This window comes from Bacillus sp. RC240 (assembly GCF_044907945.1).
GTDB classification, from domain to species: Bacteria; Bacillota; Bacilli; order Bacillales; family Bacillaceae_G; genus Bacillus_A; species Bacillus_A mycoides.
Genome location: NZ_JBIYCT010000013.1, coordinates 55,033 through 78,366, shown reverse-complemented (window position 1 = coordinate 78,366; position 23,334 = coordinate 55,033). Strand labels below are relative to the sequence as shown.

Sequence of the window (23,334 nt, the reverse complement as noted above, 5' to 3'; positions counted from 1 at the left end):
AATGGGATATGGATATATACTTATTAATCGTCACGTTAATTGCGATCGCAATTGTTATTTTAGGGGTATCATGGTGGAAATGGCATGCGTTTATTAGTTTAACAGTTGCTAGTCTATTTTTAGCTATTATGTCTGGATTGAACTTGACCAAAATTGTTACTGCCTATGAAACTGGTGTTGGTAGTGTACTAGGGCATTTAGTTGGTATTTTGGCTCTCGGAACAATTTTAGGGAAAATGATGTCCGATTCAGGGGCTGGCATGCAAGTAGCGGATTTCTTCATTCGATTCTTCGGGGTGAAAAAATTACCTTGGGCAATGTTATTCGCCGGATTTGTTATAGGTATTCCAGTGTTTTTTGAAGTGGGAATCGTCATTTTATTACCACTTGTTATTTCAATTCGAAAAACAACGAAACAAAATATATTGTTAATTGCGTTACCTGTTATTGCCGGATTATCGATTGTACACGGGCTAGTGCCTCCGCATCCAGGTGCGATGACAGCAATTGGTATTTATAATGCGAATTTAGGGAAGGTATTATTGTATTCATTAATTATCGCGTTACCAACATCCATTATCGCAGGACCGATATTTGCAAAGTGGGTACATAAGAGGGTTATACCTGAAAATGAACCGGAGCTTGTTCGAGTTACGACAGTATCAACTGATTTACCGAGTCGTAAAGTTTCATTTTTTATTATTTTACTGCCAGTAGTTTTAATGATTTTATCAGTAGTCGCACCATATAGTTCATTACCGAAAAAAATGACGGAATTTTTTGTATTTATAGGAAGTCCGGTAATCGCTTTGCTTATTTCATGTTTCGCAGCGTTTTATTTGCTTGGCATAAAACAAGGAATTAATAAAAAGATGATTAAAAAATTAACAGATGAAAGTTTACTACCTGTCGGTTCCATTATTTTAATAATTGGTGCAGGCGGTGGATTTAAACAAATATTAATTGAAAGCGGCGTTGGAACAGCCATCGCTCAAATGGCAGAACATATTTCATTATCACCAATCGTCTTAGCGTTCATGGTAGCGGGATTAATACGAATTGCAACAGGTTCAGCTACTGTAGCATTAACGACAGCAGCTGGAATTGTTTCACCGGTTATTCAGCACATGTCTGGTGTAAATTTAGAATTACTCGTTATTGCAACAGGGGCAGGATCATTAATGTTTTCTCATGTAAATGATGCAGGATTTTGGCTTGTAAAAGAGTATTTAGGATTAACAGTGAAGGAAACGTTTAAAACGTGGACTGTACTTGAGACATTATTATCATTTATTGCATTTGGCTTTGCTCTTTTATTAAATATGTTTCTTTAGAAGATACCTTAACAGGTATCTTTTTTTTGCAGCTCTTTTCACGAAACAAGCCCGTTTTTAGGAAAGCCAAGCTTCCGATTCGCCCTGAAAACATAATATAAATGGAATCCCCTCATTTAGAACAAGAAGAACTTGTTATGAATGATACTAAAGGAGGAATAGAATAATGGGCGAAAAGTGTGAACACAGACATGATGATTGCGACCGCAGATGTGATGATTTCGATCGCAGACGTGGCTGCGGAGGCGGTTTTGCGCTTCTAATCGTATTGTTTATTTTATTAATCATTATCGGTGCTAGCTGCTTCGGCGGAGGCGGAGGCGGTTATGGTGGCGGTTATGGTGGCGGTTATGGCGGCGGCTATGGTGGATATTGCTGCTAATTATTTAAAAACTATTGAAAATGGCCTTGTGCAATATGCACAAGGCCATTTTATTCATATTTTTATATGCTGTGATAATTTATTAATGTACAGAGAGCGGATTAAGAAAAAGAAAATAATCTCGATAATCCCGAAAAAGGTGAGTACAATCAGTAACTCTTTTAGTAACGAGAAAGAAAACATGCTTTGTAAAAACTTAACCGCAAATAACGTGTGAACACCAGCAACGATGTAAGGAACGAAAAATAAAATTCCTAATTGAATCGTTGCGGAGCGAAACATTTCTGATTCAGTTAAGCCCAGTTTTGTAATCGTAATGTACTTTTGTTTTTCATTCGTTAAGTCGTTATACATACGGAAGTATAAAACGCTAGCCGCTCCGATAAAGAAGATAAAGCCAAGAAATGCCCAAATAAAGAATTGAGCAACTGCATTTTCTTTATTATGGAGTAACTCATCAGTAGCTGTATAAATATTAAAAGGGACGGGAGATGCATGCTTATCATCTTTATGTGCCTCATAATATTTTTCGGTGTCATTACTAATACTTTTTAATATATTTTTCGTTGGAATAATTGCATTTTCCCAATTATCCACGAAGTAGTTATAAACTGTAATGGTTTCAATATGAGGAATCATAGTATCGATTGCATAATCTTGCATAATAACTAAATTTGCTAATGCAAATGGTGGTGCTATTCCTTTGTTAATAAATCCCTTTATATAAAACTCCTTTTTATTGGATTCAAGCGTAATTGTATTTTGTTTTACAAATGGATTTGATACAAGGTTTAATAGCTCTGGTGAATAGCCAGAAATAATGTAAACTTCTTTTGAATCAAGGGTGATTGTAGGTCTCTTTAACTGCTTAGCAATTTCGTTATAATCACTCATTTTCATAATTGCAATCTCTTCTTTTGAAGCATTATCTTTTAAAAGCGTAAATTTATATTTTTTATATTGAAAATGAGCATTGGAAAGTTCGGATTCAATAGTATTAACGTGCTTTCGTTCAAGGGAATGATCCCCTTCTAATTTGTATGTGAAGGGAATAGGATATCGCTCTAGTATCGACGCTTTTGTATTATTATTCGCAGCAAATAGTCCGATAATAATCGTAAATGCAAGCGCAGATAGCATAGAAACGATAAAGAGTACATTAATATTACTACGGGTACGAGCAACTAAGTCTGAAATCCATAACATGTTTATTTGTTTCAAATAAAACTTTCTACGTTTCTTTAAAATATAGATAAAAAGAAGAAATGTTTGTGAAAAGAAAAAATATGTTCCGACTACTACGAGTGGCAAAATAGATAATATAATAAAGAAGACAGATCCGTTTTGCACATTTTTTTCGGTTACGTAGCCTTGTGGATAACCAGCAATATAATAACATAACCCTAAACAAGTTAAAGCAAATATCGAAATGAGTATAGACGGCCTTTTTTCGGCTGTCACTTTCTTGTTCCCTTTAATAAGATGGACTGTTTTACGAGTCCGAATAAACATAGGTGTAAATGTAGAAACGATTAAAAATAAAATGATAAACGTTACGGTTGTCACGATAATCGCTTCTGTTGGCCAATATAAATAGAGACCTTTCGCACTTGTTAATTTTGAAGTGACTAATAAGAAAAAATTAGAGAACACTAGGCCACCTTGTATACCGATAAAGATGGACAATATCCCGATTATCATGTTTTCAGTAAATAACAGTCTTTTTAATTGTTTCTGTGAGATACCGATAATCGTGAGTATCCCGAATTGCTGCTTCCGTACATTTAAAAATGTTCCAATTGAATATAAGAGAAAGAAGAACGAGAACATAACAATCACAAGCTGTGCTGTACTCGCTAAGTTCATTAGAGGATCCCGTTCTTGAAAGCTTTGTACATTTTGTAAGCGTGGATGATACGCGTATACAGTAAATGAAAAGAAAACCATAATAGAAAAAGCACTACTTACAAAATAAGCAAAATATGCTTTAGAATTACGCGAGACATTTTTAAATGCAAATTGCCAAAACGTCATCCACGCCTTCCTCCTAATAATGCTAAAACATCTAATATTTCTTGATAAAATTTCTCGCGATATAGTCCGCGGTGTAATTCATTGTAAAGCCCACCATCTTTAATGAAAATAACGCGGTTACAATAACTTGCTGCAAACGGATCATGAGTAACCATTAAAATTGTGGCATCCTCTTCTTTATTTAATTTCGTAAATAGCTCCATTACATCAATTGCTGCTTTAGAATCTAAGTTTCCTGTCGGTTCATCCGCAAGTAGAAGTGACGGATGATGAATAACAGCGCGTGCTACCGCGGTACGCTGTGCTTGTCCTCCAGAAACTTCAAAAATACGCTTGTCCAAAATATGATCAATTCCAAGTTTCTTTGAAATGTTATCGAGCTTTTCGTCCATTTCTTTTAAAGGAACATTATCTAAAGTTAAAGGCAGTACGATATTTTCACCGATTGTTAGTGTATCTAATAGGTTAAAGTTTTGGAAAACAAACCCTAACTCTTGGCGGCGGAAAATAGCTAGTTTCTCTCTACGAAATGTGTGCGGTTTTTTTCCATTAATCACGACATCACCAGAAGTAGGTGAATCGATAGTCGAAATAACGTTTAAAAATGTGGATTTCCCACTTCCGGATGGTCCCATAATCGCAACGAATTCACCTTTATCTACGTGTAAATTTATATTTTTTAAAGCAGTATGAGGGACTTTTCCTTCATACACTTTTGAGACGTTTTTTATGTGTAATACCTCTTCCATAATAATCACCTTTCTATTTTTAAAACTTAATATGTTGTGATAACTTTTGCATATAAAAGGAACGAATTAAAAGGAAAAAGAGAATTTCAACCGTTCCAAAAATCATAAGCACGACTGTAATTTCAGCGAAGAACGAGAGATTTAATACATCTTGTAGCATCTTTGTCGCAAACATCGTATGGATGGATGCCATAATGTAAGGGACGAAGAATAAAATAGCAAGTTGGATTGTAGCAGATTGCTTCATCTCAGTTTCTGTTAAACCAATTTTTGTAATCGTTATATACTTTTCTTGCTCATTTGTTAAATCTGTATACATTCGGAAGTAAAGAACACTGCCAGCACCAATAAAGAAAATAACGCCAAGGAAAGTTCCGATTAAGAAAAAGGAAGCAACATTTAGTTTCTTGTTGTATAAAGAGTCACTTGCTTCACTTGCGTGGAACGGTGGATGTTCTGCTTGAATCGCCGCATTGTCGTTAGCGATTTTTGTTATAAATGCTGAACCAATATTATATGCTTTTTCCCAATCCATAACTTTGAAGCTATATACACTCATTTGTTTCGAAATAGATGATAATGCTTCTACATTTTCATCAGATAGTACGATTAATTGAGGTACTAAACCAATTGGGAACGGGCTATAACTTGTATAGTCTTTAACCTGCAATGGTAAAGAGTTTTGAGTAAGTGTAAGAGTGTTTTTCTTTTCCTTATTATGAAGCGTTCCAATGACTTGAGCATCTAAATCTTTAATTAATATATAAGACTCGTCTTTATTCACTGTGAGAGTTTCCCAATTTAACGCCTTAGCCAGTATATTATAGTCACTTTGTTTAATTGCATAATAGAGCTGCGGGCTTTCTTCCGCCGAAGATACTTCATATATATCCGTTTTAAATTTCTTATAAGTAAAATGCTCTTCGTTAAATTTTTGTTCTAACCAATTTAAATGTTCATCAGCTAACGTATTTTCAGTATGTGATAAATAAGTAAACGGGAAAGGGTTTTGCCTTATTTCATCAAACTTTGTGAATTTCCCAAACCCATATAAGAATGTAATCATTGTGAAAGCGAGTGTCGATAACATCGTCACAATAAAGAGCATGTTAATATTCGTCCGAATACGGGTTGCTAAATCAGAAATCCAAAGCATATTAATACGTTTCATATAAAATTTTCTTCTCGTCTTTAATATGCGAATGAGTAAGAAGCTAATTTGTGAGAAGAAAAAATATGTCCCAGCTGCAGCAAGTGATGGGATGACAAATATACAGGAGGCAGCGTACAAAAGCCCAGCGATATCTCCTAGTGAAATAAAATATAGCGGGTTTGCTGCTAAAACATATCCAGATATTAAACATATCGCACCAAAGAGAGAGATGAGTACAGATGCTTTTCTTTCTTTTTGTTTTGTTCCTTCTTTTAAAAGACGTACAGCTTTTCTCGTACGGATTAGCATCGGTGTAAAAGATGATACGAGAATGAAGAGTCCAAGAAAGATAATTATAGTTAAAATGATAGCACCTGTAGGCCACCAATATAAATATAAACCAGGCACATGCGTAATTTTGGCGGTAACTAATAAAAAGAACTGTGAAAAGACAAGGCCAAATTGAATGCCGAAAAATATGGATAGGCCACCAATTAACATGTTTTCTAGAAATACAAGCCTCTTTAACTGCTTTGGAGATATGCCAAGTACTGTTAAAATCCCGAACTGTTTTTTTCGTACTTTTAAGAAAGTACCGATTGAATATAGTAAAAAGAAAAATGAAAAGAATACAATGACAACTTCTGAGATTGTCATTAATATGTTCAGAGCAGCATTCACGCCTGTCATATGCAATTTAGGATGAAATAAATAAACTGCAAACGAGAAGAAAATTGCAATGGAAAACGCACTGCTTACAAAATAGGCGAAATAAGCTCTGGCGTTCCTTGTTACGTTTTTAAAGGCAAACTGCCAAAATGTCATTCACCTAAACCTCCTAATAGAGTGAAGAAGAAAAGGATATAAGAGATACCCTTTTCCTGTACTAATATATTCATAAAACTTAACCATTCGTATACTCTGATAACTTTTGCATGTAAAAGGAACGAATGAATAAGAAAAAGACGATTTCAACTATGCCAAAAATAATAAGAACGGCTGAAATTTCTTTGAATAGTGATAAATCAATTACATCTTGAAGCATTTTTGTTGCGAACATTGTATGAATGGATGCCATAACATATGGAACGAAAAATAAAATGCTAAGTTGAATGGTTGCAGATCGTTTCATCTCTGCATTTGTTACACCAATTTTTGAAATTGCTACATATTTTTCTTGTTCGTTTGTTAAATCTGTATACATTCTGAAGTAAAGAACGCTACCTGCTCCAATAAAGAAAATGACACCTAAGAATGTCCCGATTAGGAAGTATGCAGCACTTCCTGATGTGATTCTATATAATGAGTCTGCTGATTCATAGGGGCGGATAAGGGGGCCTTCGTATTGGAATTCCTGTCGATCTTTTTGTATTTTTTTCATAAAATCATTAGCAATTTTATACGTCTTTTCCCAATTTTGTACGTTATAATTGTACGCTGATATATGCTTTGTTGTACTTGGTAAGTTGTTTACAACAACATCAGGTAAAATTAAAGTTTGATATGAAAAGTTAGATGGAATGGCCCCTGCTTGTTCATAGCCCTTTACTTGTAATATCGTATTTGTGCTAGAAAGTGTAATGGATTTTCTATTGAAGCTTGGCTCAAATTGGCTAAATAAGGTGAAATAAGCGCTATCGCTTAAGACATATGCTTCGTTATCGCTCATGAATAGTTGTTTCATTCGTAGGGAAGCTGCAAGTTTATTATAGTCACTTTGTTTCATTGCATAGACGTCATTGTAAGCCGTTATACCTTCATCTTCTTTCAGTGGTGTTTCATATAAATCAGCTTCTATCTTTTTATAAGAGAAATTTTCTTTTTGTAACTGCTGTTCAAGCCAAGTTAAATGCTTGTTAGCAAAAGGATTTGCGTCATATGAAAAATAAGAAAATGGAAAAGGTGAACTACTCGTAACATCTAGCTTTGTAAACTTTCCAAATCCATATAGAAATGTAATCATTGTGAAGGCTATTGTAGATAGCATCGCTACAATAAAAAGCATATTGATATTCGTGCGAATACGACTTGCTAAATCCGAAATCCAAAGCATATTAATACGTTTCATATAAAAATTTCTTCTTTTCTTTAAAATATAAATAAGTAAGAAACTAATTTGAGAAAAGAAAAAATATGTCCCAATTGTAACAAGTGCTGGAATCACAAAAATACTTGAAACCATATATATAACGCCTACTTGCGGGTTTATTGAGAAAAAATATTTAGGGTTTACAGCTAAAATATAACCACCTAATAAACAGATAGCACCAAATAGAGAAATGGATATGGATGGTTTTCTTTCTTTTTGTTTTACATTGTTTGTTTTTAAAAGGTGCACTGCTTTTTTTGTTCGAATAAGCATTGGTGTGAATGCAGATACAGCGATAAAGAGACCAAGAAACACAATCGTTGTTAAAATGAAAGCATTCGTAGGTATATATAAATATATCCCTGGTAGGTGTGTAATTTTCGCTGTCACTAATAAGAAAAATTGTGAAAATACAAATCCAAACTGCATACCGAAAAAGATAGATAAAATACCAATTAGCATATTTTCAGTGAAAACGAGTCGATGTAATTGCTTTTTTGATATACCTAAAACAGTTAAAATCCCAAATTGCTTTTTACGAACCTTTAAAAACGATCCGATTGAATAGAGTAAAAAAAAGAACGAGAACAAAACAATAACAACTTCTGAAAAAATCATTAATCCTGAAATTTCAGAGATCATAGTGGAATTTTGTAATTTTGGATGAAACAAATAAACAGCGAATGAAAAGAAAACAGCAATGGAAAAGGAACTGCTTATAAAGTAAGCAAAATAAGCTCTTGAGTTGCGCGTTACATTTTTGAATGCGAATTGCCAAAATGTCATAATAAGTACCTCCCGATAGAAGGCTGATATGTAGTTTTATTGCAAAAAATGTATGAGAGTGAGATCTCATACATTTTGCTAGCATATGTTACGATCATGCTTCGGTCACCTTCTCCGTATTTTCTGCTTGATTATTTGCAGCGTTGTGGAAGATGATTTTAATCGTCGTTCCTTTACCAACTTCAGAGTCTAGTTTCACAGAGTGACCTAAATAATCACAAATTTTACTTACAATATAAAGTCCCATACCAGTAGATTCTCCAAATGCACGACCGTTTTTTCCAGTGTAAAAAGGTTCAAATACTCTTCGAATATCTTCTTGTGGAATACCAACGCCTTCGTCACGAACTTCCAAAATAATATCTTTACCATTGCGATAAGCTGATAAGAAAACTTTCTTTCCGCGCTCACCAGAGTAGCGAACTGCATTTGTCATTAACTGATAAATAATGAACTTTAGCCATTTCGCATCAGAAGCAACTTTTAAATCTGAATGAACTTCTAAAACGGGGAAGACTCCGTTTCGAATGAATAGTTCTTTTAATCCGTTAATATTTTTTGTTACAGCATCTTTTAATGAAATCGTCTCAACATGGAAGTCCTCATGGAAGTTATTTAATCTTGCCATGTATAAAGCCATATCGAGCCCTTGATTTAATCGCTCTAGCTCTTTTTTGAATTTAGGGATTAAATGCTCATCTTCCATTTCAAGCACCATAAGCTGCATAACAGAAACAGGCGTTTTCATTTGATGTACCCAATGGTTAATAAATAATTGGTGTTCTTGCTGTTTTACTTCGAATGTTTGTAGGTCTTTTTGGAATAGGCGATATTGCGTACGAACGAGCTCGTTTACACTGTGGGGCATAGGAGCAGTCGCTCTTTCAATAAACGCATCTTCCATTTTCTCTGGTGGTTCACTTAATCTGTGGTACATTCTACGGTTACGAACGTAACGATAAGCGAGGAAACAGATGAATAAGTATAAGCTTAAAACGATGAAGTAAAACTTATTATTTTGAAATCCGTCTACTGCATCATAAAGAACGAAAATGATTCCGAAGTTTAATACATATAGTAGGAAAAATGCAAAATGATCACGTAAAAATAGCTTCATGTTTATTCACTCCAAGTTGCGTTAAAACGATACCCAAGTCCACGTACTGTTTCAATAGCATTTTCAATACCAAGCTCATTGAACTTTTTACGAAGACGCGTGATGTTTACGTTTAATGTATTTTCCTCAACGAAGCTTTCGTCGTCCCAAAGAGCGGCTAGTAAATCTTCACGACTCGCTGTACGCGGGAATTTAGATAATAGCATTTCTGCTAAAATTGCTTCTTTCTTCGTTAAAAGAACTTGCTCAGCTCCAAAATGAATTTCTGGACGCTCAGGGAATAGTTTTAGTCCTTCAACCTCAACGATACGTTCAGAAATATTTGGTGCATAATCACCGTAAATACGGCGTAATTGACCTTTGATTTTCGCCATTACAACGTCATAGTGGAACGGCTTCGTAATATAATCGTCCGCACCGCTTTCAATCGCCATAATTTGTTCCATTTCACCAGCACGTGCCGAAATGAAAATAATTGGACAAGTAGATTCATGACGGATTTGACGGCACCAGTAGAAGCCATCGAATTTTGGTAAGTTTACATCAAGTAAAACAAGATGTGGTTTCACGGCGTTAAACGATTCCATAATATCATCGAAGTTCTCCGCAACAACAGCATCATAGCCATATTTTTGAATGTGAGATTGTAATAATGATGAAATATTTGGATCGTCTTCAACGATTAAAATTTTATACATATGTATATTCCTCCTCAAAAAAACAATTGTAGCTATAGTGTACCATGTGTTTCACGTCTTTTCATTATGTTGAAATATAAGCTAGTAAACAATATAGGTCAAAAGTGGAAAAAGTAAAAAGGGCCTTATATATAATTGACAATTGACTGAAATCATTTTAACATTTAGATAAATATCTAAATGTCTAATTAGTGAAAGGAAGAAAGACATTGAATCAAGCATTCAAAGCATTAGCAGACCCAACAAGGCGAAAAATTTTAGATTTATTAAAAGAAGGCGATTTAACAGCTGGGGAAATTGCTGAACAGTTCAATATGACAAAGCCAAGTATTTCACATCATTTAAGTGCGCTTAAAAATGCTGAACTTATTCAAGATGAAAAGAAAGGGCAATTCGTTGTGTATTCTTTGAACACAACTGTATTTCAGGATTTATTGACTTGGGTGTTTACGTTTACGAATAAGGGGGAAGAGGGGAAATGAGGAAGCATCTATTTCCATTATTATTAATTGCTTTAACGATTATTGCATGGTGCATCGCGTGGCCTTATTTACCGGGAGAAGTTCCAAGTCATTGGAATATTAATGGTGAGGTAGATGGACATATGTCAAAAATGGGAATGCTGATTTTTGATGTAGCAATTATGGTTTTTATATATGCATTAGTGACTGTATTACCTAAGATCGATCCGAAGTACGATAACTATAAAAAATTTCCTAAAGCACTTGGAAGGATAAATGGAGCAATTTTATTTTTCTTATTTACTATTAATATGATGACACTAGCAAATGGTTTAGGATATAACGTTCCAATTGGAATCGTTGTGAACATAATGGTCGGTATCCTTTTTGTAGTACTCGGCAATTATATGCAGCAATGTAAACCAAATTTCTTCATAGGTATTAAAACACCGTGGACGCTAAGTAGTGAAGAAGTGTGGAGAAAAACGCATAGGCTGGGGTCAAAGATTATGATGATTGGCGGTATTGTAATTATATTTTCCTCGTTCCTTCCAGGAATGTGGAAAATGATTTGCTTGTTAAGTGTTGTTGTTGTATTGGTTGTTGGTACAATGGTTTATTCCTATGTTGTTTATAAGAAAGAGATAGGGGCTTAATAAAAAAATTATGGGGGAGAGAGGATGAAAAGACACGTATTACCATGGAGTTTAATTATTGCAATTGCAATTGGATGGTATATTGTATGGCCATATTTACCGGAACAAATTCCACGTCATTATAATGCTGCAGGAATAGTAGATGGATATTTTTCTAAAGTGGAGGCAAGTTCTTTTTCGATAGGTAGTATGTTGGTTCTTTATATGATGTGGCTAGCTATTGGGTATGTTGATATAACGAAAGGCAAGTATAAACAGAAAGCTAAAGTCCTCACTGCAATTAACTATGCCATTCTTTTTATAGGATTCGGCTGTAACATATTTGCGTTATTAGCAGCGTCTAATTATATTGCTTCAGCTTCAATTGCATTTAATTTCGGACTTGGAACACTGTTTCTTGTACTCGGTAATTACATGCAACAAACGAAGCCGAACGGTTTAGTAGGCATTCGAATGGACTGGACATTAGAAAATCCTGTGGTTTGGAGAAAAACACATCGATTTGCTTCGAAGGTATTTGTAATAGGGGCACTCTGTATATATGCTGGTGCGTTACTTCCAGATCCATTCAATATTTTTATGGCAATTGGAATAATATTAGTATGCATCTTCATATCAACGATAAAGTCATATGTTATTTATAAAAAAGAAATGCAATTGTGAGCAATAAGCGATTGAACTACACTAATCAAATTTAATATTTATAGTTTTTATGTGTTAACAGGTTCTAATACTCAGTGAGGATAAAAAACTTACTGAGTAAAATTAAAGGCTTTTCAGTCTGAATATTTCGTTTTTAATCCAAGGGATAGTTTGGGGGAAATCACATGTTAGAAATTATAAATTTTAGCAAGACATACAAAGGTGGCAAAAAAGCAGTAGATCAGTTAAATATTACTGTTCAAGCAGGAGATATCTTTGGATTTATTGGGCATAACGGTGCGGGGAAAAGTACAACAATTAAGTCGTTAGTTGGAGTTATAGATTTTGAAGAGGGTGAAATTTTTGTTGATGGATATTCAGTGAAAAAGGATCCGATTGCATGTAAGAGAGTAGTGGCGTATATTCCCGATAATCCAGATTTATATGAGCAATTAACAGGAATTCAATATTTAAACTTTGTTGCGGATGTGTTTAAAGTGTCTGCAAAAGATCGGGAAAAGGAGATACAAAAGTATGGAGATGCTTTTGAGATTACACCGTACCTAGGTGATTTAATATCTTCTTATTCACATGGTATGAAACAAAAAGTGGCGATTATATCAGCGGTTTTGCATAAACCGAAATTATTAGTTTTAGATGAACCTTTCGTTGGTCTTGATCCAAAGGCTGCTGTAGTGTTGAAAGGTATTATGAAGGAGCTTTGTGAAAAGGGAAGTGCGATTTTCTTTTCTACGCATGTTTTAGATGTGGCGGAGAAGTTATGTAATAAAATAGCGATGATTAATAGAGGGAAATTAGCACTTTCAGGGGAAGTGAATTCTTTAATAAAGGAAGGATCATTGGAAGAGCTCTTTATGAAGGAGCTTGCTAATGAATATTAGTAGTCTAGGTCTTTTAAAAATCCGCTTGATAACGCAGCTTGGTTTAAATACTTTTAAATACGAAAAAGATAAAAAGAAGAAGCAGAATAAGATTTTACTGTCAGCATCTATTGCCTTAGTTGGTGTCATGTTAATGCTATATTGTGGGGCCTCGGCATATGGATTGGTGAGACTAGGAATAAGTGAAATTATCCCAGTTTATGCACTAGTTATTAGCAGTGTATTGACGTTGTTTTTCACTATATTTAAGGCAAATGGAGAGATTTTTGCTTTTAAGGATTACGATCTTTTAATGTCATTACCGATTCGTGTAAGTACGGTTATTACAAGTAGGTTTTTGTATTTATATTTGCTGAATACGATCTTTTCAATCATAATCATGCTACCAATGGGAGTTGTTTATGGCATACATGAGAGGCCATCAGTTTCTTTTTACTTTATGTGGTTCATCAGTATGTTTATAGCATCTTTAATTCCAACAACAATAGCAGCGATTTTTGGAGCTGCTATTACGGCAATCGCTTCTAAATTTAAAAATACGAATAAAATAACTACGACTTTAAGTTTTATAGTAATTATTACATTCGGTTTCTTTATGCTAAAAAGCGGAAATGCTCAATATAGTCTTAATGATATGAACGGAATAGGTGCAATTATTTCAGAGCAACTAACTAAAGTGTATCCATTAGCTAACATGTTTCAAAAAGCAATTGTTAATGCTGATATTGTAGCTTTCATCCTATTCGTTGGGATATCGGTTATTTGGTATTATCTTTTTGTAAAAATCCTTTCGTTAAAATATAAGCAAATAAATACAGAGATTACCACTTATCATATGCTTTCAAATTATGAAATTCATAGCATGAGAAAAGAAAGTGTATTGGCCGCATTGTATAAAAAAGAACTGAAGCGTTTCTTTTCTTCTACAGTGTATGTGGTAAATAGCGGAATGGGAGTTGTGATGGCGCTAGCTTTCGCACTAGCTATAGTTGTAGTAGGACCAAGTCAATTAATAGCGTATCCTGGAATTGAGGCCCTGTTGCAAAAGGTTGCGCCATTTGCTATTGCAGCAGCGATTTCGATGACGTGTACAACATGTGTATCATTGTCATTAGAAGGAAAAAATGTATGGATTATTAAGTCGTTGCCTATAGCGCCAAAGATGATTTATGACAGTAAAATTCTTATGAATCTTTCATTAAGTATACCTGCATCACTTATTAGTGCCGTATTACTAATAATAGGGTTAAAACTAGATGTTTGGAGTTCTCTTTTAATCGTAATAACACCGATAACATATTCATTCTTTTCGGCAGTATGGGGGATTTTTATTAATAATCGATTTGGTTATTATGATTGGGTATCAGAAACTCAAATAGTAAAACAAAGTGTAGGATCGTTTGTCGGTATGTTTGGTGGCTTAATTACGGCTGTTATACCTGCCTTGTTAATCGGTACTGCTACGATCTCGAACTATAGAGTATTTACTTTGGTAGTTATTATAGTGCTTGCGATTATTACTATTTTCTTGTATAAGAACGAGTCGAGAAGAAGTATAAAATAAAAAGCTGCTTTTCCTTTAAAGAGGAAGAGCAGCTTCTTTATTTTGAAACAGTTTAGATCCTTATATTACTTTTTCAAAACAGGTACCCATATCTCGCTTCTGAAATTTGGTGAGGATACGTCTTTACTTTCATTCCATAATATTTCGGGTCCTTCCGCTAGTTCATAATTCGAAGAAGGGAACCATTCGGAATAAATACGTCCCCACACATTTTGTAATGCATCAGGAAATGGACCGACAGCTTCAAATATAGCCCATGTTGAAGCTGCGACTTCAAGTTGTTTGAATTGCTTTGGACAATCTTTCGTTGTGGCTACTCCAATATAGTGATCGAGTTCGCCTTTTTCCTCCATTCTTCCTTCAGAAAAATTCGTAGAAGCACTAATAATTCCGGTAGGTTCAATATTTGAAAGGGACTTTAATGTTTCGATTGATTGGCTGTCTAAACTTTTCCACATAGAAGCAATTTCTTCGTTTACACCGTTAAAAACAATCGGTACTCGTTTTTGTATACCAATGATTTGAAATGGCCCTTTTTCTTCAATTCGATAGTTCATTTCATTTCCCCCTTGAATGGATAGTTGGAAGGTCATTGGTGAATAAGCTTTCAAAGAACGACTAGTACTTCGAGCTTCTGAAGGCGTTATTCCGTGCAAATTTTGAAATGCACGTGTAAATGAATCTGGTGAGTTGTATCCATATTTTATAGCAACATCAATGACTTTTGCATTGCTATCTGTTAGTTCAAAGGCAGCAAGGGTAAGACGTCTACAGCGAATATATTCTGATAGTGATATGCCAGCTAGAAAAGAAAACATTCTTTTGAAATGATATTCGGAGCAGAAAGCTATTTTTGCGACTTCTTTAAAATCAATTTCGTGTGTAAGGTTGTCTTCAATATACTGCATTGCCGCATTCATATTTTTAAGTGAATCCATTATATGACCTCCTTTGTATATAGAATATCAGGAATGAAATAGCTCCATCCGACATTTCGTGCACAACTTTGTAGGTAGTTTTTTACCTTACAAAAATGTAATGTTCATGTAAGGAGAATGAATGGATGGCATGATATCCCAATGTTATAGTAACAAAGTACTTTAGTACATTAGGTTAAATTCTGATGTCTTTACTTATGTGCCTTACATAACTGTCATGTTTGTGTAAGAAACATCGATAGTGGCAAGAGTAGAGAGTATATATAGTTGAAAATAGAGAATAGAAGAAATGAGGGATGTCGAGATGAAAACAGTGTTAGAAGCAAAAAATATTGAAAAAGTATATGACACAGGTGGGAATAAATTTGCAGCTTTAAAAGGTATTAACTTACAAGTAAAAGAAGGGGAGTTCGTTGGAATTATGGGGCCTTCTGGTTCGGGTAAGACGACTCTTTTAAATGTTCTTTCTACAATTGATAATGCGACGAACGGTGAGATTTTAATTGATGGAAAAGATATCGTGAAGATGAATGATGATAAGCTGGCGTTGTTCCGCCGTGATCATTTAGGTTTCATCTTCCAAGATTATAACTTATTAGATACGTTAACGGTGAAAGAGAATATTGCGTTACCTCTTGCATTATCGAAGGTGAAAGCGAGTGAGATTGATCGCCGCGTTCTTGAAATCTCAAAGAAATTCGGTATTGATCATATTTTAAGCCAGTTCCCATACCAAGTATCTGGTGGACAGAAGCAGCGCTGCGCAGCATCGCGTGCGATCGTTACAAGTCCTAGTATGATATTTGGGGACGAGCCGACTGGAGCACTTGATTCTAAATCAGCGACAGATTTATTAGAAAGTATGAAGTCGTTAAATGAATATGATAATTCTACAATTTTAATGGTAACGCATGATGCGTTTGCGGCTAGTTATTGTAAACGAGTTATTTTCATTAAAGATGGTGAGTTATATAAAGAATTACACCGTGGTGAATTAACACGTAAACAGTTCTTCCAAAAAGTCGTTGACGTAATGTCTTCCATTTCTGGAGGTATGGCTGATGACCTTATCTAGCATTGCCCTCCGCAACATACAGCGGAACTTTAAAGACTACTTTGTATATTTTGCATCTATGATATTTAGTATCGTAATTTACTTTACATTTAAAGCACTGCAATATAATTCACAAATGGAAAAAGCAGCGGAAGCATCAAAAAAGATTAGCGGTGCATTCCAAGTTTCCAGTATAATGCTAATCATTTTCGTAGCAGTGTTTATTATATATTCGAACGGTTTCTTTACAAGAAAACGTAAAAAAGAAGTTGGGCTATATTCGTTACTTGGTATCCGAAAAAGACAGATCGGTAAAATGCTCTTTTATGAAAATATGTTAATGGGATTAATGTCTTTAATTATCGGGATTGCGATCGGTAGCGTCCTTTCGAAACTATTCCTTGAACTACTAGTAAGTATGATGGGATTAAACTTAAATGTTCATTTTGAAGTACCGATGGCTGCGATTATTGATACAGCAATTATTTTCTTTGTGATTATTTTATATACATCACTTCAAGGGTATCGTTTAATTTATCGCTTTAAGTTAATTGAACTTTTCCGCGCAGAGCGTGAAGGAGAAGCAATGCCAAAAGGATCCGTAATTATGGCGTTAATTTCAGTTTTCTTAATCGGCTCAGGTTATTTCTTAGCGTTAATGTTTATGAAGGCAGTTATGTATGCAAACTTTATGGCAGTCGCACTTTATATATTACTTGCGACAGTATTAGGTACGTATTTACTATTTATGTTCTTTACAGTATTCGTATTGAAACGTGCAAGAAATAATAAATCATCGTTTTATAACGGTATGAATATGATAACGACGTCACAGTTACTATATCGTATTAAAGGAAATGCAAAGTCACTTGCGACAATTTCTATTTTAAGTGCAGTAACATTAACGGCGGTTGGTACGTCAGTTACGATGTATTACAACACATTTACACAATCAAAAGCAGTTGCACCATACAGCTACTCTTATGAGAAGAAAGATGCAGAACTAGATAAGAAAGTAAATGCGATTTTTGCTGAAGAGAAAGAGAATCACCCTGTAAAAGATCAATTTGAAGTTGAGATGGTTCCTGTAAAAGGAAAGTTTGAAGGAGCTAAAGTCGATTTCATCTTTAATATGAACTACAGTATCTCAGAGAAATATCAATTTATATCTCAATCTGAATTCAACAAACTTGCGAAAAAAATCGATGCGGAAACAGTGAATATAGCTACTGGCGAAGCATTTATATATGATAGTTCTTATATTGAAGGGTATGAGTTTAGCCCTGAATATAAAGGAAATAAAGCGGTATTCCAAATTGGAAATGAAACGAAGACATTGACGATCCAAGGTGCAAATAATAATGCAATTACGAACTTAGGTGAATTAGTTGTTGTCGTTTCAGATGAAATGTATGAACAGGCGAAGCAAGCATTTGGAACACGTGTTGTAAAAAATATTGATGTAAAAGATGAAAGAAACAGTAAAGTATTAACAGAAAAATTAACAAAAGTGATGCCAGCTAGTGAATCAGAAATGGCACCACCATTTAGAGACTTCTATACTGGTTTCCATATGGGACTTGAAGCAACTGGACTAATGATGTTCATCGGAATGTTCTTAGGACTTGTATTCTTACTAGCAACAGGTTCTATTATTTACTTCAAACAGCTAACAGAAGCAAGTGCAGATCGTGAGCGTTACGTTGTCCTTCATAAAGTCGGTGTAACGAAACAAGAAATGAAAAAAGCTATTGCAAAACAAGTGAGCTTTATCTTTGCAATTCCACTAGTAATCGGAATTCTACACAGTTTGTTTGCATTAAAAGGTTTAGGGAACATACTACCATTTGAAATTATGATTCCGCTTCTAATTAGTATCGGAGTATACAGCGTTATTTATATCGGATATTACTTCTTAACAGTTCGCTCTTATTATAAGATTGTGAGCGCGAAGTAATGAAAGAGTTGTTTTATCTTAGTAAAAAAGCATCCGACTAACATGTTAGTCGAATGCTTTTTTGTCTATACGTGAGCTTTATTTTCGTCCGAACTATCAAACATGTCCATTACTTTAAAAATACCTTCCAATAGCAAGGTACATAGAATAGCGAAAATTAATACGGCATGAGGTGATAATTCAACTGATGTGAAGTTAAGGTCTGCCAACCAAAAGTAACCTACATAAAAACTTAGAAATGTGCTAACAGCCGAAAGTGTAAATCCTAAAAATCCTAATTCCTTTAATTTTTCCTCAGATAATTTACATAAACGTAAAACAATAGAGAAGAGAATTCCTACTATGAAAAATCCCATACATAATGCGAACAATGATATTATGCTTGGATACTTAACTTCATCGGGCATCCACTTTTTCATTCCCACTATTAAAAATGTAGGGACAAGAATAGGTAATAAAAGTGGTAGCACTATTTGTATAGCTGCAAATAATGCATTTGATTTATTATCGTTTTGATTATTCATAAAGCCTCCAAAAATGATTTCTATACTAATTTCAAATATCTTAGAGGATTCTAACATAAAAATAGTAACTTCGCTATACAAAATCGGAGTAGGAACATGATCATTCATGGTAAATAAACAAGCTGACTTATTTGTATATGTTTGATTCGCTTATCTTTGGAATTCAATTTTTTATGTTTGTTTATAGTAAAGATGAAGATTTCCTTCATCTTCATAAAATCTTAAGAAATCTCCTCAATATTTGTTAAGAAACGATAGTTATACTTAAACACAAGTTAAAAACTATTGAACGAATGGAGAGAGAGTATATGCAGCTCATAACATTCTTAAATGAATTTATTAAACATCCGAAACATACTGGTGCGATTGCGCCAAGTTCAAAGATATTAGCAAAGAAAATGGTAGATGTAATTGATTTTAATAGAGCGAAATGCATTGTAGAGCTAGGGCCTGGTACAGGAGCCTTTACGAAAGAAATTATAAAGAGAAAGAAGAAGGAGACAATATTTCTTCTTATTGAAATTAATGAAGTATTTTTCAAAGAGTTAAAGAGAAAATTTAAAGATGAGCAGAACGTGATTGTTATACACGGCTCAGCGGAAAATATAAAGAAGTATATGGAACAATTGAATATAGAATGTATTGATTACGTCTTATCGGGATTGCCTTTCACTTCTTTACCAGAAGAGGTTTCAAAGCGCATTTTAAACAGTGTAATGGAAACGATACATGAGAATGGAGAATTTATTACATTCCAATATTCACTTGTGAAAAAAGGATTTATACAGCATTTCTTCCCTGAAATTACACTAGAAAAAGTGTGGTTCAATTTCCCACCAGCTTACGTCTTTAGCTGTAAAAAAGAGCTAAGGGGAGCATATGCATAATGGAGCTACATGAATTAATGTCATACATTGAGCAGTATGGTTATTGGGCACTATTTTTTTGTTTATGGCTTGGTATTATCGGTATGCCGATTCCAGATGAAATGATTGTAATGAGTGGTGGATTTGTATCATCGATGGGTATATTGAATTTGATTCCCGCCTTTTTATTAACGTATTTAGGCTTTGTATCCGGCCTTTCTTTAGGGTATATACTCGGGAAAATCTTTGGCATAAAAGTGCTTAATAAATTGATGAAAAAGAAAAAGATGAAGTATCTTCTAAAATCGCAAGAGATGATAGGGAAATATGGTCATTATGCATTAGTTATAAGTTATTTTATACCTGTTGTGAGGCATATCGTACCGTATTTAGTAGGAATGAATAACATGTCTTTTAAGACATATGCGATTTATTCATATGTAACAGGATTTGTCTGGACGTTAGTTTATTTTGTACTAGGTTCTATATTTGGAAAGCATATAGAAGTGATAGTAACCCTTGCGACCGAGTACGGTATATATTTTGGTGGCATCGTTATTGTAGTTTGTAGTATTTCTTATGTGTATATGCATAAGAAGAATGCAGTAGTGAGTGAAATAAAGCAACATTCTTAGTTTGGTAAATGATGCTGGAGGAGATTTTGTGAGTAAAGGAACGATACTAATCGTGGACGATGAGAAGGAAATTAGAAAACTTATCGCTATCTATTTAAAGAATGAAGGATACGAAGTATTACAAGCTGTAGATGGTGAAGAGGGGTTAGAAATAGTAAAGAAAAGAGACGTGCATCTAATTGTACTTGATATTATGATGCCGAAAATAGATGGCATTCATATGTGTATGAAAGTGAGAGAAATAGCGGAAATGCCTATTATTATGCTGTCGGCAAAAACGCAAGATATGGACAAGATTTTAGGGTTAACAACTGGGGCAGATGATTACGTAGCAAAACCATTTAATCCGCTGGAACTCATTGCTCGGATTAAATCACAACTTCGGAGATATATGAAAATGAGCGGGACAAGCGTAAAAGATGAAAGTGTATTTGAAGTTGGAGATATAAAGATAAATATAGTAACGCGTCAGGTCATTATTGCAAATGAAGAAGTGAAATTGACACCGAGAGAGTTTGAGGTATTAGAATTGTTCGCACGAAATCAAGGAATGGTATTAAATGCAGCGCAAATTTATGAAAGAGTATGGAAAGAACAAGCTTTCCAATCCGATAATACCGTGATGGTACATATTCGGAAAATACGCGAAAAGATAGAGGCGATTCCAAGAAAGCCTCGTTATATTAAAACAGTATGGGGAGTTGGCTACAAGATTGAGAAAGATATTTGAACCGATAATATGGATGAATCAAATTTTTAAAAAAATGATAGGTAAAACAGTGAGTTATTTGGAAAAAAGTATACGGATACAGCTAATTGCTACATTTACTTTCTGTACGTTACTCGGTGTATTAGTAGGATGGTCTTCATCTTCCTTTTTCGAGGATGCGAATAAAATTTCTATCATTGATTATGCATCAGGTATGGAAGCCATTGATGGACAGACACAATGGCTTGTTGGAAGTATAACAGAGGAAGGTAAGGAAATTAATATACAAGAACTGCTTGATCAATCGAATCATCAAAATCAACTGAAAATTTTAATAATAGATGAGAATGGGAAAGTCGTTTATAAAACAAAGGGAGCGCCGGAAGAACAAATCAATCTTCATGAGACGATGCGTAATGTGATGGATTTTAAAATGGATCAAGTACGATATGTAGAGGCGCAAAATTTAATTCAAGATGGAACTGAACAAAAGCGTAAGGAGTTTACAACCTTTTATCCGGTTACTGTTAATACGAAAAATATGTATATCATTGCAAGTGGTATACCACAAGGAAATGTGAAGTATATCGTGAATGATAATAGCCCATTTCCATCTTTACTAGGTTTTATCACGTTTATACTATCTTTCTTTTATATAACGAAAAGGAAGATGAATCAGATTGAAGCGATGGCAGAAGGAGTAAGGGAATTTTCGAAAGGTAACTTACAATATAAAATCAAACAGGCAGGTCAAGATGAAATAGGGTTATTAACTTCAAATATTAATCAAATGGCAGAAAAGCTTTTGGCTAATATAGAAAAGGAAAAACAAATAGAGAAACAAAAAAGTGAATTGATTACAAATGTATCACATGATTTAAGAACACCACTTACTTCTATTATGGGGTATTTACGTTTACTAGGTGATGCAAAATATGAAAATAAAGAACAGCATGATGAGTATATAAAAATTGCTTTCTCAAAATCAGAGCAGTTGAAGATGTTAATAGAGGATTTGTTTGAGTATACAAAACTAACAGATGAAAATAAGGCGTTAGATTCACAAGAAGTGTGTATGAATGAACTACTTGATCAGTTAATAGAAGAGCTAGTACCACAAGCGGAGGAGCATAATCTTTCTTTTGTGAAAGAATTTCAGGAAGATCGTATATATGCTGTTGTGGACTCAGAAAAAATGGTACGTGTGTTTGAAAATCTTTTAATAAATGCAATTAAATACAGTATAGATAAAGCAGAAATTCGAGTTTTACTTCAAAGAGAAGAACAGCATATCAAAATTTCTATAGCGAATCATAGTGAAGAATTTACAAAAAAAGAATTAGAGAATTTGTTTGAGCGTTTTTATAAAAAAGATCAATCAAGAAGTAGAGCTGTAGAAGGTTCAGGTTTGGGGCTTGCAATTGCAAAAAGCATTGTTGAATTGCACAAAGGAGAAATTCGAGCAGAATATGAAAATGGGGTTATTCAATTTATTATCTTATTGCCAATTTAATTAGAAGAGCATTAGGAAATTTGGTTACATTTTAATAAGTAATAGCGCCGCGATTGATTTAGAGGAAGTCCTTTAAGGGGAAGTATCTGAGAAGAGGAGAATAGAAAGTTTCATGAAAAAAATAAGTGTGTTTATCGTATTGATTATAGTTGGAGTTACATTACTTATCGGGAAAGGTGGACCGATTGTAGATCAACTCAATCCATTTATTAAAGAAGATGTTTATTATGCTGTTGTAGACAATGATGGTAAATTTGAGGCTAAGAAAGATGGTTTTGGTAGATGGCAATATAAATTCAAAGGATATAATGAATCCGGTCAAGAGCAAAAGATCGCGATGACTGCTTCAAAACATTTAAGAATAGGGTCATATTTAAAGATTAGATCTAAAGGAAGTTATGGTATGAAATGGGAGGAAGTACAAGTAGATGAAATACCTAATAAAGTAAAAGAGAAAGTACAAATAAAACATAATTAGTTATAGAAATTATAAGTTGCATTCCATGGATAAAGTAACGATCAAGCTTCGAATATAGTGGCAGTATATGATAATTTCTAAATTTTTTATAAA

General features: G+C 34.1%; 22 protein-coding genes. 14 read left to right on the top strand and 8 right to left on the bottom strand.

Translation table 11 applies throughout. From position 1 onward, the window contains the following. Window positions 1–8 precede the first annotated feature (8 nt). Entirely contained in the window at window positions 9–1,334 is a 1,326-nt protein-coding gene (gene gntP, locus ABH955_RS26420) for a gluconate permease GntP (protein ID WP_078178324.1), read from the top strand. Window positions 1,335–1,500: 166 nt separating this feature from the next. Then, window positions 1,501–1,716 carry a YjcZ family sporulation protein gene (locus ABH955_RS26415; protein ID WP_404491847.1) on the top strand — a complete coding sequence of 72 codons (216 nt, stop codon included), beginning with the start codon at window positions 1,501–1,503 and terminating at the stop codon, window positions 1,714–1,716. A 54-nt stretch (window positions 1,717–1,770) separates the two neighbouring features. Here the strand turns inward: ABH955_RS26415 and ABH955_RS26410 are convergent, their stop codons facing one another. The 6 genes from ABH955_RS26410 to ABH955_RS26385 form a co-directional block, all read right to left on the bottom strand. Further along, window positions 1,771–3,750 (bottom strand): FtsX-like permease family protein, encoded by a 1,980-nt coding sequence (locus ABH955_RS26410; RefSeq protein WP_404491845.1) that lies wholly within the window; start codon window positions 3,748–3,750, stop codon window positions 1,771–1,773. After that, window positions 3,747–4,499, bottom strand: coding sequence for an ABC transporter ATP-binding protein (locus ABH955_RS26405; RefSeq protein ID WP_000393251.1), 753 nt, complete (start codon window positions 4,497–4,499; stop codon window positions 3,747–3,749). The genes ABH955_RS26410 and ABH955_RS26405 overlap by 4 nt, the downstream gene beginning before the upstream one ends. A 19-nt stretch (window positions 4,500–4,518) precedes the next feature. Beyond that, window positions 4,519–6,477 (bottom strand): FtsX-like permease family protein, encoded by a 1,959-nt coding sequence (locus ABH955_RS26400; protein WP_016127570.1) that lies wholly within the window; start codon window positions 6,475–6,477, stop codon window positions 4,519–4,521. A 79-nt stretch (window positions 6,478–6,556) separates the two neighbouring features. Then, on the bottom strand, window positions 6,557–8,527 hold the full coding sequence (locus ABH955_RS26395; RefSeq protein ID WP_404457733.1) for an FtsX-like permease family protein: 1,971 nt from the start codon (window positions 8,525–8,527) through the stop codon (window positions 6,557–6,559). Between the two features lie 94 nt (window positions 8,528–8,621). Next, a complete protein-coding gene (locus ABH955_RS26390) occupies window positions 8,622–9,644 on the bottom strand; it encodes a sensor histidine kinase (RefSeq protein ID WP_002167488.1) in 1,023 nt (340 codons plus the stop codon). 2 nt (window positions 9,645–9,646) lie between these two features. After that, on the bottom strand, window positions 9,647–10,342 hold the full coding sequence (locus ABH955_RS26385; RefSeq protein WP_000276730.1) for a response regulator transcription factor: 696 nt from the start codon (window positions 10,340–10,342) through the stop codon (window positions 9,647–9,649). A gap of 209 nt (window positions 10,343–10,551) precedes the next feature. On the opposite strand from ABH955_RS26385, the gene ABH955_RS26380 reads away from it, so the two are divergent. The 5 genes from ABH955_RS26380 (at window position 10,552) to ABH955_RS26360 (ending at window position 14,567) form a co-directional block, all read left to right on the top strand. Beyond that, window positions 10,552–10,824: an autorepressor SdpR family transcription factor gene (locus tag ABH955_RS26380; protein WP_002067754.1), complete on the top strand. Its 273-nt coding sequence runs from the start codon at window positions 10,552–10,554 to the stop codon at window positions 10,822–10,824. Beyond that, window positions 10,821–11,459, top strand: coding sequence for an SdpI family protein (locus ABH955_RS26375; protein WP_078180952.1), 639 nt, complete (start codon window positions 10,821–10,823; stop codon window positions 11,457–11,459). Before ABH955_RS26380 ends, ABH955_RS26375 begins: the two co-directional genes overlap by 4 nt. Before the next feature lie 24 nt (window positions 11,460–11,483). Further along, a complete protein-coding gene (locus ABH955_RS26370) occupies window positions 11,484–12,122 on the top strand; it encodes an SdpI family protein (protein WP_404457729.1) in 639 nt (212 codons plus the stop codon). Window positions 12,123–12,286: 164 nt separating this feature from the next. Beyond that, window positions 12,287–13,003: an ABC transporter ATP-binding protein gene (locus ABH955_RS26365; protein WP_002167491.1), complete on the top strand. Its 717-nt coding sequence runs from the start codon at window positions 12,287–12,289 to the stop codon at window positions 13,001–13,003. Beyond that, a complete protein-coding gene (locus ABH955_RS26360; RefSeq protein ID WP_404491844.1) occupies window positions 12,993–14,567 on the top strand; it encodes a permease in 1,575 nt (524 codons plus the stop codon). Before ABH955_RS26365 ends, ABH955_RS26360 begins: the two co-directional genes overlap by 11 nt. 65 nt (window positions 14,568–14,632) lie before the next feature. On the opposite strand, the gene ABH955_RS26355 is transcribed toward ABH955_RS26360, so the two are convergent. Beyond that, on the bottom strand, window positions 14,633–15,505 hold the full coding sequence (locus ABH955_RS26355) for an AraC family transcriptional regulator (protein ID WP_002191023.1): 873 nt from the start codon (window positions 15,503–15,505) through the stop codon (window positions 14,633–14,635). 304 nt (window positions 15,506–15,809) lie between these two features. Between ABH955_RS26355 and ABH955_RS26350 the strand changes: the two genes are divergently transcribed. Further along, window positions 15,810–16,580 carry an ABC transporter ATP-binding protein gene (locus tag ABH955_RS26350; RefSeq protein ID WP_000859658.1) on the top strand — a complete coding sequence of 257 codons (771 nt, stop codon included), beginning with the start codon at window positions 15,810–15,812 and terminating at the stop codon, window positions 16,578–16,580. Beyond that, complete coding sequence (locus tag ABH955_RS26345) at window positions 16,567–18,516, top strand: ABC transporter permease (RefSeq protein ID WP_404491843.1); 1,950 nt, start codon at window positions 16,567–16,569, stop codon at window positions 18,514–18,516. Before ABH955_RS26350 ends, ABH955_RS26345 begins: the two co-directional genes overlap by 14 nt. Before the next feature lie 65 nt (window positions 18,517–18,581). Here the strand turns inward: ABH955_RS26345 and ABH955_RS26340 are convergent, their stop codons facing one another. Then, window positions 18,582–19,040 carry a hypothetical protein gene (locus ABH955_RS26340; RefSeq protein ID WP_001064712.1) on the bottom strand — a complete coding sequence of 153 codons (459 nt, stop codon included), beginning with the start codon at window positions 19,038–19,040 and terminating at the stop codon, window positions 18,582–18,584. Window positions 19,041–19,348: 308 nt separating this feature from the next. On the opposite strand from ABH955_RS26340, the gene ABH955_RS26335 reads away from it, so the two are divergent. The 5 genes from ABH955_RS26335 to ABH955_RS26315 all read left to right on the top strand — a co-directional run bounded on the left by ABH955_RS26335 (window position 19,349) and on the right by ABH955_RS26315 (window position 23,241). Next, the gene (locus tag ABH955_RS26335; protein WP_002129619.1) at window positions 19,349–19,927 is read left to right on the top strand and encodes a class I SAM-dependent methyltransferase; all 579 of its coding nucleotides are present in this window, start codon (window positions 19,349–19,351) and stop codon (window positions 19,925–19,927) included. Next, on the top strand, window positions 19,927–20,541 hold the full coding sequence (locus tag ABH955_RS26330; protein WP_404491842.1) for a DedA family protein: 615 nt from the start codon (window positions 19,927–19,929) through the stop codon (window positions 20,539–20,541). Before ABH955_RS26335 ends, ABH955_RS26330 begins: the two co-directional genes overlap by 1 nt. Window positions 20,542–20,569: 28 nt before the next feature. Next, window positions 20,570–21,271, top strand: a complete 702-nt coding sequence (locus tag ABH955_RS26325; RefSeq protein ID WP_113938189.1) for a response regulator transcription factor — start codon at window positions 20,570–20,572, stop codon at window positions 21,269–21,271. Further along, window positions 21,255–22,763 (top strand): sensor histidine kinase, encoded by a 1,509-nt coding sequence (locus tag ABH955_RS26320; protein ID WP_113938188.1) that lies wholly within the window; start codon window positions 21,255–21,257, stop codon window positions 22,761–22,763. Before ABH955_RS26325 ends, ABH955_RS26320 begins: the two co-directional genes overlap by 17 nt. A 112-nt stretch (window positions 22,764–22,875) precedes the next feature. Beyond that, on the top strand, window positions 22,876–23,241 hold the full coding sequence (locus ABH955_RS26315; RefSeq protein WP_003192005.1) for a YxeA family protein: 366 nt from the start codon (window positions 22,876–22,878) through the stop codon (window positions 23,239–23,241). Window positions 23,242–23,334: the final 93 nt, after the last annotated feature.

Bases quoted from the DNA above. Each gene is read 5' to 3' on its own strand.
- ABH955_RS26365 (WP_002167491.1), top strand. From the start codon at position 12,287: ATGTTAGAAATTATAAATTTTAGCAAGACATACAAAGGTGGCAAAAAA.
- ABH955_RS26385 (WP_000276730.1), bottom strand. From the start codon at position 10,342: ATGTATAAAATTTTAATCGTTGAAGACGATCCAAATATTTCATCATTA.
- ABH955_RS26395 (WP_404457733.1), bottom strand. From the start codon at position 8,527: ATGACATTTTGGCAATTCGCATTCAAAAATGTAACGCGCAACTCAAGA.
- ABH955_RS26400 (WP_016127570.1), bottom strand. From the start codon at position 6,477: ATGACATTTTGGCAGTTTGCCTTTAAAAACGTAACAAGGAACGCCAGA.
- ABH955_RS26410 (WP_404491845.1), bottom strand. From the start codon at position 3,750: ATGACGTTTTGGCAATTTGCATTTAAAAATGTCTCGCGTAATTCTAAA.
- ABH955_RS26360 (WP_404491844.1), top strand. From the start codon at position 12,993: ATGAATATTAGTAGTCTAGGTCTTTTAAAAATCCGCTTGATAACGCAG.
- ABH955_RS26390 (WP_002167488.1), bottom strand. From the start codon at position 9,644: ATGAAGCTATTTTTACGTGATCATTTTGCATTTTTCCTACTATATGTA.
- gntP (WP_078178324.1), top strand. From the start codon at position 9: ATGGATATATACTTATTAATCGTCACGTTAATTGCGATCGCAATTGTT.
- ABH955_RS26415 (WP_404491847.1), top strand. From the start codon at position 1,501: ATGGGCGAAAAGTGTGAACACAGACATGATGATTGCGACCGCAGATGT.
- ABH955_RS26350 (WP_000859658.1), top strand. From the start codon at position 15,810: ATGAAAACAGTGTTAGAAGCAAAAAATATTGAAAAAGTATATGACACA.
- ABH955_RS26345 (WP_404491843.1), top strand. From the start codon at position 16,567: ATGACCTTATCTAGCATTGCCCTCCGCAACATACAGCGGAACTTTAAA.
- ABH955_RS26355 (WP_002191023.1), bottom strand. From the start codon at position 15,505: ATGGATTCACTTAAAAATATGAATGCGGCAATGCAGTATATTGAAGAC.
- ABH955_RS26340 (WP_001064712.1), bottom strand. From the start codon at position 19,040: ATGAATAATCAAAACGATAATAAATCAAATGCATTATTTGCAGCTATA.
- ABH955_RS26330 (WP_404491842.1), top strand. From the start codon at position 19,927: ATGGAGCTACATGAATTAATGTCATACATTGAGCAGTATGGTTATTGG.
- ABH955_RS26335 (WP_002129619.1), top strand. From the start codon at position 19,349: ATGCAGCTCATAACATTCTTAAATGAATTTATTAAACATCCGAAACAT.
- ABH955_RS26315 (WP_003192005.1), top strand. From the start codon at position 22,876: ATGAAAAAAATAAGTGTGTTTATCGTATTGATTATAGTTGGAGTTACA.
- ABH955_RS26370 (WP_404457729.1), top strand. From the start codon at position 11,484: ATGAAAAGACACGTATTACCATGGAGTTTAATTATTGCAATTGCAATT.
- ABH955_RS26405 (WP_000393251.1), bottom strand. From the start codon at position 4,499: ATGGAAGAGGTATTACACATAAAAAACGTCTCAAAAGTGTATGAAGGA.
- ABH955_RS26375 (WP_078180952.1), top strand. From the start codon at position 10,821: ATGAGGAAGCATCTATTTCCATTATTATTAATTGCTTTAACGATTATT.